An 11,397-nucleotide genomic window follows, 5' to 3' on the forward strand; every position below is an offset into this window, starting at 1 on the left:
TTTCCATCATCTACCCTTCTAATTCCTCCGGATCGTAATAACGAATTACTTTCGAAGTAAACAATATTCCGTTTAAATGGTCGATTTCATGTTGAAGCGCGCGCGCTAAAAATTCGGTTGCTTCAAGCGTAAACACCCGACCGCGCCGATCTTGAGCACGAACTTTTACATAATTGGCGCGTTTTACTTCACCAAACAGCCCTGGAAAACTTAGACAGCCTTCCGGACCGATTTGCTCCCCGCGCGCTTCTATAATGCGCGGATTGATCAGTTCAATCCGGCCGTGCTTGTCACCGACATCAACAACGGCAATTTGTTTCGCGATTCCGACTTGAGGCGCGGCTAAGCCGACGCCGTCCTCATCTATCATTGTTTCATACATGTCATTTAACAGCTGAATAAGCTGACGGTCAAATTGTTTTACCGGTTCGCACATCGTTTCTAAAATATCCGCTGGGTATGTCACAATTGGTAAGATTGCCAACACAATTCCTCCATTTACATCATTGTATATGGGTTCGTATCGATCGTAATCGATAAATCTCCTTGGGAAACATCGTGCTGATAACGATCGATAACCGCTTTTAATACCCGTGTCATGTTCGGCTCCCGTTTGTATTTTATCATGCATTGATAGCGATATCTATCATGAAGTCGAGCAATCGGTGAAGCGACAGGGCCAAGAATGATCGCTTCATTCGACAGCTGTGCCCGCAAATATGCCGCAATCTTTTCTGTCACAGCCACCGCTTTCGTTATTTCCGGATGTGATACGGTGATTAATGTCAAATAGTAAAATGGCGGGTAGCCGTACATTTTACGAAGCACCATTTCTCTTTGATAAAATGCATCATAATCGTGTTTAGCGGCAAGCGTGATGCTGTAATGCTCCGGCGTATACGTTTGGATGACGACTTCGCCGGGAAGCTCGTGGCGCCCGGCGCGCCCGCTTACTTGTGTCAACAGCTGAAATGTTTTTTCTGAAGCGCGAAAATCAGGAAGATGGAGCATCGTATCTGCGGCCAACACGCCGACAAGCGTTACTTTTGGAAAATCAAGACCTTTGGCAATCATTTGTGTGCCAAGCAAAATATCGGCCTTCCCTGCGCCAAACTCAGCAAGCAGCCGTTCGTGGGCGCCTTTGCGGCTCGTTGTGTCGACATCCATGCGGATCACGCGCGCTTCGGGAAGCAGTTTCGTCAATTCTTCTTCCACTTTTTGCGTTCCCGTTCCAAAAAAGCGAATATGCTCACTTCCGCATGATGGACAGCGATACGTAATCGGCTCCTCGTGCCCGCAATAATGGCATTTTAATCGCTGCTCGACCCGATGATACGTCAATGAAATATCACAATGTGGACAACGAATCACATAACCGCAATCACGGCACATAACAAATGTCGAGTAGCCGCGCCGATTTAAAAACAATACAGATTGTTCTCCTTTATGAAGACGGTCTTTCAACTTCTCAAATAACGAGCGCGAAAACATCGAACGGTTTCCGCTCCGCAGTTCTTCCCGCATATCTACAACATGAACGTCCGGCATCCCATTATCGCTTACCCGCTTTTGTAATGTCAGTAATTGATATACCCCTTTTTTCGCCCGCGCAAACGATTCGAGCGAAGGAGTAGCGCTGCCGAGTACGACAGGACATCCGTGGACGCGGGCGCGGTAAATCGCCACATCACGGGCGTGATAACGCGGATTTTCTTCTTGTTTGTAACTTGTCTCATGTTCTTCATCAATAATAATCATGCCGAGATTTTCAAACGGAGCGAAAATAGCAGAACGGGCGCCGACGACAAGCTGCACTTCTTTCCGATGAATTTTTCGCCATTCATCATATTTTTCACCGACAGACAAGCCGCTATGAAGCACTGCCACTTGTGAACCGAAACGCCCTTTAAACCGTTCGACCATTTGCGGCGTCAGCGAAATTTCTGGAACAAGAACAATCGCTTCTTTTCCTTGCCGCAATACTTCTTCAATCGCTTGCATGTAAACTTCTGTTTTTCCGCTTCCCGTCACGCCGTATAGCAAAAACACCTCATGCTCATTGGCTCTTACGCGCTCAACAATGGCGGAAAGTGCTTTTTCTTGCTCATCGGTAAGCGGAAGCGGCGCTGTTTTTGAAAACGAACGATGCTCATATGGATCGCGATATACTTCCATTTCTTTTTCTACAACGAGTCCTTTTGCGGTCAACGCTTTCAGCGAAGCATAGGAAGCATCGGTCTGCTCTAACAGCTGCTTCAACGGCATTGCTTCATCCGCAGACAGAAGAACCGTTAACAACTGTTTTTGCTTGGCGGCGTTTGCCGGCAATGCGTTAATGGCACGCGCGATTTCTTCATGCGATTGCGCCAGTTCCACGTACTTCACCGTTTTTGCTGTTGCTTTTTCTTTTACATGGTATACGACTTCTAAATGGCCTTGTTGAATCGCCTTTTGCAATGGCCAAAGCAGATCGCTATGCTCCACTTCTTTCCAATCAATGGCAGTGCGATCCACAAAAAGCGGCTGAATCGCTTCTGGCAGTAAAAAGCGATTTTCTGTACGAACGAGCCGGATTTCCTTTTCATATTTTGCTTTCATCGCTGCCGGAAGCATCGCTTGGTAAGCGGAAATCGCAAAACAAAGCGTCGTTTCTGTTAAATATTTCCCTAACTCGAGCAGCTCTTCGTTTAATACAGGGGTGACATCTAACACTTCTTCAATCGGTTTCAATGTTTTTACGTCCGAGTGAGACTTAATATCGATCACAAACCCTTGCAATCGCCGCGGACCGAACGGAACGGTGACACGCATGCCTGGCTGCAATACATCTTCCCATTTTTTTGGGATGGCATAATCAAAAGGCCGATCCGTCTGACGCGAAGGAACATCTACAATAACCGCTGCTACTTTCATCGAATCGCCTCGATATAATGATGAATTTCTTTTAAAATTTCTTCTGCTACTTGTTTTTTCGGCAAAAGTGGCAGCGAACGTACGGAGCCGTCGCGTTTGAAAATGGTCACAATATTCGTGTCGCCAGCAAACCCCGCTCCTTCTTCCGAGACGTTGTTGGCAACGACCAAATCCAGCCGTTTGTTTTCTAATTTTTGCCGGGCATATTCCTCAACATGGTCCGTTTCCGCCGCAAATCCGACTAAAATTTGCGTCGTTTTTTGTTCACCTAGCGTTTTTAAAATATCAACCGTTCTTTCCATTTCAATCACATAGTCGCCCGGCTGTTTTTTTATTTTTTGATCAAACACATGCTTCGGTCGATAGTCAGCCACCGCCGCCGTTTTGATGACGATATCCACATGCGGAAAGCGATCCATCACCGCTTCATACATTTCTTGCGCAGACTCTACTCGAACGGTTTCTACGTTTGCTGGCGCATCCAGCTCCGTAGGACCAGAAATGAGTGTCACCTCCGCACCAAAGCGCGCTGCCGCTTCCGCAATCGCATAGCCCATTTTCCCTGTGGAACGATTAGAAAAAAAGCGGACAGGATCTAATTTTTCACGTGTCGGTCCCGCGGTGACAAGAACTTTTTTTCCTTTTAAGAAAGGATTGAGAGAGGCAAAATATGTTTCGATATTGTCAATAATTTTTTCTGGTTCTTCTAGTCTCCCTTTTCCGACATATCCGCAAGCTAAATACCCTTCCGACGGCTCAATAAAGCGATAGCCAAAGCGATATAGCGTTTCGATATTGGCTTGCACTGCCGGATGTTCGTACATATGAACATTCATTGCCGGCGCGATCCATACCGGCGCTTTTGTCGCTAAAAGCGTTGTTGTAATCATGTTGTCGGCAATGCCGTTTGCCAATTTTCCAATTGTATTGGCGGTAGCAGGGGCAACAAGAACAAGATCAGCCCAATCTGCGACATCAATATGAGCAATTACCGCTGGATTTTTTTCTTCAAATGTATCCACATATACTTCGTTGCGTGATAATGCTTGGAATGTAAGCGGAGTAATGAATTGACAGGCAGCTTCACTCATCATTACTTTCACATTGGCACCGCGCTGGGTTAATTGGCTCGTTAAGGCAGCGGCTTTATAAGCTGCAATTCCCCCTGTTACACATAATAAAATGTTCTTTCCATTCACCATATTAGAAACACCTCTACTATACTTTTGTAAAAAAATAACAACCTAACAGCTAGGTTGTTATTTTTCTTCTACTAATTCGATATGGTCCGCAGCAATTTCCTCTAAAGCTTGCCCAACAAATTTTTTCGACACCGGATTTTTAATGGTTAATTCTTCATTTTCCTGAAGTTGACGCGCGCGTTTCGCTGCAACCGTAACAAGCTTATATTTCGAATCCACTTTTTGCATCAACAAATCGATGGAAGGATATAGCACGGTTTATTCCACCCCCAACATTTTTTTATAGCGTTTTGCCACACGTTCTCGTCGGCAATGTTCAGCAATCACGATCGCTTTAATCCGCTCGCACGCGAGCTCGACTTTATCGTTTTCCACGACATAATCGTAAGCATCCATCATTTCAAGTTCTTCTTTTGCTGCTTTCAAACGATTTTGAATGAGCTCTTCTGACTCTGTACCGCGCGCTATAATTCGTTTTTCCAATTCGCTTAAACTTGGAGGGGCAAGGAAGATAAAAAGACCTTCCGGAAACACTTTGCGCACTTGAAGCGCCCCTTGCACTTCAATTTCCAAGAACACATCTTTTCCTTCTTGCAACGTTTTTTCCACATAATCAATTGGAGTTCCATAGTAATTGCCAACGTATTCTGCCCACTCAAGCAATTTGTTTTCACGAATCATTTGCTCAAATTCTTCGCGCGTTTTAAAGAAGTAATCGACACCATCGACTTCTCCTTCCCGCGGTTTCCTTGTCGTTACGGAAACGGAATAATGCAAATTAATATCCGGCTGGGAAAACAATGCTTTTCGCACCGTTCCTTTTCCAACGCCAGACGGTCCAGACAACACAATCAATAATCCTCTTTCACTCATAGATATATAAAACCCTACCCTTCCTCCGATAAATCATCGCTTCCATATAAACGATTGGCTACTGTTTCCGGTTGAACGGAAGATAATATGACATGATCGCTGTCCATAATAATGACAGCCCGTGTTCTCCTTCCATGAGTGGCATCAACTAATTTTCCGCTTTCTCTCGCATCTTGAATAATTCGTTTAATTGGTGCTGAATCGGGGCTGACAATCGTAATAATGCGAGCGGCTGATACCATATTTCCATATCCGATATTAATAAATTTTATCCCCACGAAATGCCCACCTGCCATAAAAATTATTGTTGCCGCAATTGGGCAGTTCTAAACGATTACTCGATATTTTGCACTTGCTCTTTCATCTTTTCGAGCGCGCTTTTCATCTCTACTACTTGCGCAGCAATTCGGCTATCGTTCGCTTTTGCCCCGATCGTATTCACTTCTCGGTTTAACTCTTGTACTAAAAAGTCAAGCTTTCGACCGATTGGTTCGTCTTTTTCGAGCGTTGCGGCAACTTGCTTAAGGTGGCTGCGAATCCGCTTTAGCTCTTCGTTAATGTCCGCTTTTTCCGCGAAAATCGCCACCTCTGTTAAAATGCGTGACTCATCGGCAGGAAGTGGAACAAGCTCATTGATACGTTTCATTAACCGCTCGCGATAATGATCAATGACGCAAGGGGCCCACTCCTCAATCGCTTGCACGCTTTTTTCAATACTAGAAAGCTGCGTTTTTATATCAACAAGGAGCGCCTCACCTTCCTGCTTACGCATAAATGCAAGTTGCTCTGCTGCCTCTTTGACTGCTGCAAGTAACAGTTGCTCCATTTCCTCATTGTTGGTTTCTTCTTCAATAATTTCCGCAACACCTTCGAGCTGAAATAAGTGGGAAAGTGTCACACGATCATGCAAAGAAAACTGCTCATTCGCTCTTTGCAAACTATTATAATACTCCTTCATTAAATCCCAATCAATATGTAATTTTCGCTTCACCAATCCATCGCCTTCGATATTGACAAAAACTTCGATTTTTCCCCGTTTCACGTACTGCAAAATTGCTTTTTTTATTTTATCCTCAAAAACAATCCATTGTCTAGGGATGCGGATGGAAATTTCACAAAAGCGGTGGTTCACTGACTTCATTTCCACGGTAATGCTTAGCTGTTCATTCTTTTTCGTGCTGCGTCCAAAGCCTGTCATGCTATAAACCATGTCATCACATCCGTTTATGTGAAATCCAAAAAAGAAAAGGTCATAGAGTGATCCTCTATCACCTTGGATATTATATCATATCTCTTTTTCATTTTCTCGTAAAAAGTGAACCGGAAAACAAAAATGTTGGAAGTGCCGCTAAACCAATAATGAGCAGCCAATCAAACGAAGCGATCGGCACGGTATGAAAAATTCCCTGCAGCGGTGGATAGTAAATCACGACAAGCAATAACAATATTGATATGATGACTGCTCCAACAAGGTATATATTTTCAAGCGGATTGCGGTCAAAAATCGAGCGCTCACACCGGCAGTCAAATACATGAATAAGCTGCGCCATCACTAACGTCGCAAACGCCACCGTCTGTGCATAAACAAGCTCATGCCCGCTTCGTTCATACGCGGTCATAAATGCCGCCAACGTCACCATTCCGATGGCAAAGCCGCGGCTGACAATTTTCCAGCCAAGTCCGCGAGCAAACACCCCTTCTTTCGGATGGCGCGGAGGACGTTTCATTACATTTTCTTCCGCGCGGTCAATCCCTAACGCCATCGCCGGAAGACCGTCGGTAACGAGGTTCACCCATAAAATTTGAATCGGCACAAGCGGAAGAGGCAAAGCAAGCAGCATCGCAAACAACATGACTAAAATTTCTCCAACATTGGATGCTAACAAATAGCGGATAAATTTGCGAATGTTTTCGTAAATATTTCTTCCTTCTTGAATCGCCGCTTGAATCGTTGCGAAATTATCATCTAATAACACAAGCGAAGCCGCTTCTTTCGCAACATCCGTTCCGGACCGTCCCATCGCCACACCTATATCGGCCGCCTTAATTGCCGGGGCATCGTTCACGCCGTCGCCCGTCATCGATACAATATGCCCTCGCCGTTGCAATGCTTTTACAATTTTTAATTTATGTTCCGGAGAAACGCGGGCAAATACATAAATATCATCGACTACTTCTTCAAGTTCATCTACCGAAAGCCGCGACAGCGTTGGGCCGTCCATTATTTTTCCGTTCGGCGGCAGCACCCCAAGCTGCTTGGCAATCGCTTTGGCGGTAAGCACATGATCACCAGTGATCATGATTGTTTTAATGCCCGCTTCCTTGCACTGCTGCACCGCTTTTTTCACTTCTGGGCGTGGCGGGTCGATCATTCCTTGAATTCCGATAAACACGAGATTTTTCTCGGCCTCTTTTTCTGAAGTAATTCGCTCATAAGCTTGAAGCGGGCGATAAGCAATCGCAATCGTGCGGAGCGCTTGGCTCGCCATTTGATGGATGACATCTTTTACCGTCTTTCTCCATGCCATTGTCATCGTTTGCTCGCGGCCGTTCCACCAAATTTGCTCGCTCACTTGCAACAATACGTCCGGAGCTCCTTTTGTCACAATGAATCGTCTTCCTGTTTTATCTTTCACAATGACCGTCATCATTTTCCGCTCCGAATCAAACGGAAATTCTTGCTCCACGGTAAATTCGTTTTCGATGCGTTCTTTCGTCAATCCCGCCTTCATCGCGGCGACAAGCAAAGCGCCTTCGGTCGGATCGCCGTCAATGTAACGGCGTTTTTCTTTTTCTCTTAATTGTGAACTATTGCAAAGAACTCCAAACGTAAGCAATTGATGTAAGACTGTATCCTTTCTTGGATCAACAGGATGGCCGTTTTCATAAAATTGCCCGGATGTTTCAAGCCCTGTACCGCTGACTGAAAAGCTTTTCCCGCTTGCCCAAATATGCGTCACCGTCATCATGTTTTCCGTCATTGTTCCTGTTTTGTCGGAACAAATGACAGAAGCGCATCCTAACGTTTCCACAGCCGGTAATTTGCGGACAATCGCGTTTTTCTTAATCATCCGCTGCACACCAAGCGCGAGTGCAATCGTTACAATCGCTGGCAATCCTTCTGGGATCGCGGCAACCGCTAGCGAAACACCTGCTAAAAACATTTCATATAAGCCGTGCCCTTGAATGACACCGACTGCGACAACGAGAATCGTAAGCAGCAGGGCAACAGCAATTAAGATTTTCCCCAGTTGCTCGAGCCTGTGCTGCAACGGAGTCATCACCGTTTCCGCTTCTTGAAGCAGATTCGCGATTTGTCCCATCGCCGTTTTCATTCCCGTTGCAATCACAATGCCAACGCCGCTTCCTCTTGTTACAAGGGTGCCCATGAAAGCCATATTATGTAAATCACCAATCGCAGCATTTTCGTTCATAAGCGGTGCGGCTGATTTCGCCGTCGGCACCGACTCACCCGTTAGCGCCGATTCTTCGATTTCCAGCCCTTTTGCATCAATTAAGCGAACATCGGCTCCGATTCGGTCTCCGCTTGAAAACTTGATAATATCGCCGACAACAAGTTCTTGCGATGGAATTTTCACCCATTCCCCATCGCGCAACACCGTCGCCTGCGGTGCCGATAATTGTTTCAGCGCCTCTAATGATTTCTCGGCACGCCGTTCTTGGAAAAATCCTAAAAATCCGTTCATGATGACAATAACAATGATGGCAACCGCATCGACATATTCGCCTAGCAGTCCCGAAATAACGGTAGCAACCAGCAACACAAGCACCATAAAATCTTTAAACTGATTCAAAAACAACAAAAGCGCCGACTGTTTTTTCGCTTCTTTTAACTCGTTATATCCGAACCGTTTCAGACGCTTTTTCGCTTCTTCTGTCGTTAATCCTGTAGCGATGTTCGTGTTCGTTTCCTTCGCGACTTCATTAGATGCGAGCGTATGCCATTGCATCAACGTTTCTCCCTCCTCTTCGCTTCTCTATGAAAGCTTATTCAGACATGTCCGAAAAAATGATATGATATTCATGAAATAAAAAAACGAGCAGAAAGGTGTTTTTCTATGGCGTTTGACGGAGTGTTTACATATGCAATGACAAGAGAGTTGCAACAAGCGCTTGAAGGAGGACGCATCACGAAAATTCATCAGCCGTTTGCCCACGAACTCGTATTGCAAATCCGCTCGTACGGGCGAAATTATAAATTGCTGCTGTCTGCGCATCCGAGCTATGCGCGCGTTCACTTAACGAATGAAACGTATGACAATCCGGCAGAACCGCCGATGTTTTGTATGCTTTTGCGCAAACATTTAGAAGGAAGCATCATCGAAGCGATCCGCCAAGTCGATTTCGACCGCATCATCATTATTGAGACAAAAGGCAGAAATGAAATCGGCGATGTCCATACAAAACAGCTGATAATAGAAATTATGGGACGGCACAGCAACATTATTTTGATTGACAAGGATACGAACATGATTATCGACAGCATTAAACATCTTTCCCCTGCCGTCAACCGGTATCGTACGGTGCTTCCTGGCCATGAGTACATCGCACCGCCATCGCACGGGAAAATAAATCCGCTTGAAGCAACCGAAGAAACAGTCTTGAAAAAAATTGATTTTCATGCGGGGAAATTAGCGGAGCAGCTCGTTGCTGCATTTTCGGGCATTTCGCCGCTCTTAGCAAAAGAAATCGTTTTTCGCGCCGGGCTTGCGAATCGGGCAACACTTCCAAAAAGCTTTATCTCGTTGATGGATGAAGTGCGCGCCCATCGCTTTGCTCCCGCGATGTATACAAATGGGGAAAAAGAATGGTTTTACGCGCTTCCACTTACCCATTTGCAGGTAGAAGCAAAGCCATTTGATACGCTTAGTGAGCTTCTTGACCGCTTTTACTTCGGCAAAGCCGAGCGCGACCGCGTGAAACAGCAAGCTCACGATCTCGAGCGGTTTATTGCGAACGAAAAAGCGAAAAATGAAAAAAAGCTGATCAAGCTGAAACAAACATTAGAGGAGGCAAAACAAGCGGAACAATATCGGCTTTACGGGGAACTGTTAACCGCTAACCTGTACGCCATCAAGCGGGGAATGAAAGAAATCGAAGTGATCAACTATTACGACGAAAACGGCGCGACGGTGACGATTCCGCTCGATCCGCAAAAATCGCCGTCGGAAAACGCGCAAAGCTATTTTCAAAAATACCAAAAAGCGAAAAACTCGTTAAACGTCGTCCAAGAACAAATTAAGCGCACGAACGAAGAAATCGCTTATTTCAATACGCTTCTCCAGCAGCTGGAAACCGCTGCGCCGAAAGATGTCGAGGAAATTCGCGAGGAGTTGATCGAACAAGGATATTTGCGGGCGCGCGCCACGAAACAAACGAAAAAACAAAAACCACGGAAGATCGAGCTGGATCGCTACGTCGCAAGCGACGGCACGGAAATTCTGGTTGGGAAAAACAACAAGCAAAACGATTATTTAACAACAAAACTAGCGCATAAAGACGAGATTTGGCTGCACACGAAAGACATTCCCGGCTCACACGTCGTCATCCGCAGCAAAAACCCGTCAGAGCAAACAATTGCGGAGGCGGCCAATCTCGCCGCCTACTTCAGCAAAGCGCGCCAATCGAGCTCCGTTCCCGTCGACTACACGCGCATCCGCTATGTGAAAAAACCGAGCGGCGCCAAACCGGGTTTTGTGATTTACGAAAACCAGCAGACGGTTTACGTGACGCCGGATGAGGATTTGGTGATTCGAATGAAAAAGCAATAACATAACAAATACCTCCCACGCTTCGTGTTGGGAGGTATTTCTTTATGTGAATATTTCTTCGAGATTTAATGCCAACCCCAGAAAACAAACCGATTGGACAACGCCCGTCCCTGCTTTAATATCGGCTTGTTCATATAATCCTTCCTCATTTAACGTATAAACCGTAATCGCGTCCTTCATCGGATTCACAATCCAATATTCTTTCACACCGTAGGCCATATATAAGTTAAACTTTGTCACTAAATCATGCGCCTGATTGGAAGGGCTTAATATTTCCACAATCAGTGTAGGAACACCGACATATTTCGTCTCGGTAAACCCTTTTTCACCACAAATAATGCTAAGGTCGGGAATGACCACTTTTCGATCAGGAAACTTCTCGCTAACCAACTCAATGTCTGTCGGCGCGGCAAATACTTTGCACTTTTTCCCTTTCAAATAAATTCCGAACTGCGTATGAATATTGCTCGAAACAAGCTGATGTTTAATGCTTGGGGAAGGAGTCATATACACGACGCCGTCAATATATTCCAAGCGGTCTTCGCTTTTCTCCCGCAGCGCTAAATATTCTTCATACGAAACGTTGGAAAATCGCGGTAAGGACATCATAATCCCTC

At 45.5% G+C, this 11,397-nt stretch carries 10 protein-coding genes; 1 reads left to right on the plus strand and 9 read right to left on the minus strand.

What is annotated here, in order from left to right; genetic code table 11:
* Window positions 1-10: 10 nt before the first annotated feature.
* The 8 genes from def to FNL97_RS12020 all read right to left on the minus strand — a co-directional run bounded on the left by def (window position 11) and on the right by FNL97_RS12020 (window position 8,959).
* The gene (gene def, locus FNL97_RS11985) at window positions 11-484 is read right to left on the minus strand and encodes a peptide deformylase (protein ID WP_015863396.1); all 474 of its coding nucleotides are present in this window, start codon (window positions 482-484) and stop codon (window positions 11-13) included.
* Window positions 485-498: 14 nt separating this feature from the next.
* Window positions 499-2,913, minus strand: a complete 2,415-nt coding sequence (gene priA / locus FNL97_RS11990) for a primosomal protein N' (protein ID WP_143415855.1) — start codon at window positions 2,911-2,913, stop codon at window positions 499-501.
* Window positions 2,910-4,115, minus strand: coding sequence for a bifunctional phosphopantothenoylcysteine decarboxylase/phosphopantothenate--cysteine ligase CoaBC (coaBC, locus tag FNL97_RS11995; RefSeq protein ID WP_015863394.1), 1,206 nt, complete (start codon window positions 4,113-4,115; stop codon window positions 2,910-2,912). The genes priA and coaBC overlap by 4 nt, the downstream gene beginning before the upstream one ends.
* Before the next feature lie 57 nt (window positions 4,116-4,172).
* Window positions 4,173-4,370 carry a DNA-directed RNA polymerase subunit omega gene (gene rpoZ / locus FNL97_RS12000; protein WP_015863393.1) on the minus strand — a complete coding sequence of 66 codons (198 nt, stop codon included), beginning with the start codon at window positions 4,368-4,370 and terminating at the stop codon, window positions 4,173-4,175.
* Between the two features lie 3 nt (window positions 4,371-4,373).
* Window positions 4,374-4,988: a guanylate kinase gene (gene gmk, locus FNL97_RS12005; protein WP_015863392.1), complete on the minus strand. Its 615-nt coding sequence runs from the start codon at window positions 4,986-4,988 to the stop codon at window positions 4,374-4,376.
* A 14-nt stretch (window positions 4,989-5,002) separates the two neighbouring features.
* The gene (remA, locus tag FNL97_RS12010; RefSeq protein WP_015863391.1) at window positions 5,003-5,266 is read right to left on the minus strand and encodes an extracellular matrix/biofilm regulator RemA; all 264 of its coding nucleotides are present in this window, start codon (window positions 5,264-5,266) and stop codon (window positions 5,003-5,005) included.
* Between the two features lie 56 nt (window positions 5,267-5,322).
* The gene (locus tag FNL97_RS12015; RefSeq protein ID WP_089097054.1) at window positions 5,323-6,198 is read right to left on the minus strand and encodes a YicC/YloC family endoribonuclease; all 876 of its coding nucleotides are present in this window, start codon (window positions 6,196-6,198) and stop codon (window positions 5,323-5,325) included.
* A gap of 88 nt (window positions 6,199-6,286) precedes the next feature.
* On the minus strand, window positions 6,287-8,959 hold the full coding sequence (locus FNL97_RS12020; RefSeq protein WP_143416327.1) for a calcium-translocating P-type ATPase, SERCA-type: 2,673 nt from the start codon (window positions 8,957-8,959) through the stop codon (window positions 6,287-6,289).
* Window positions 8,960-9,067: 108 nt separating this feature from the next.
* Here FNL97_RS12020 and FNL97_RS12025 point away from each other — a divergent pair, with 108 nt between their 5' ends.
* Window positions 9,068-10,780: an Rqc2 family fibronectin-binding protein gene (locus FNL97_RS12025; protein WP_143415856.1), complete on the plus strand. Its 1,713-nt coding sequence runs from the start codon at window positions 9,068-9,070 to the stop codon at window positions 10,778-10,780.
* Window positions 10,781-10,822: 42 nt separating this feature from the next.
* On the opposite strand, the gene FNL97_RS12030 is transcribed toward FNL97_RS12025, so the two are convergent.
* Entirely contained in the window at window positions 10,823-11,386 is a 564-nt protein-coding gene (locus FNL97_RS12030) for a Uma2 family endonuclease (protein WP_015863387.1), read from the minus strand.
* Window positions 11,387-11,397 lie beyond the last annotated feature (11 nt).

The sequence above is a fragment of the Geobacillus sp. E263 genome (assembly GCF_007197795.1).
Classification (GTDB): Bacteria; Bacillota; Bacilli; order Bacillales; family Anoxybacillaceae; genus Parageobacillus_B; species Parageobacillus_B toebii.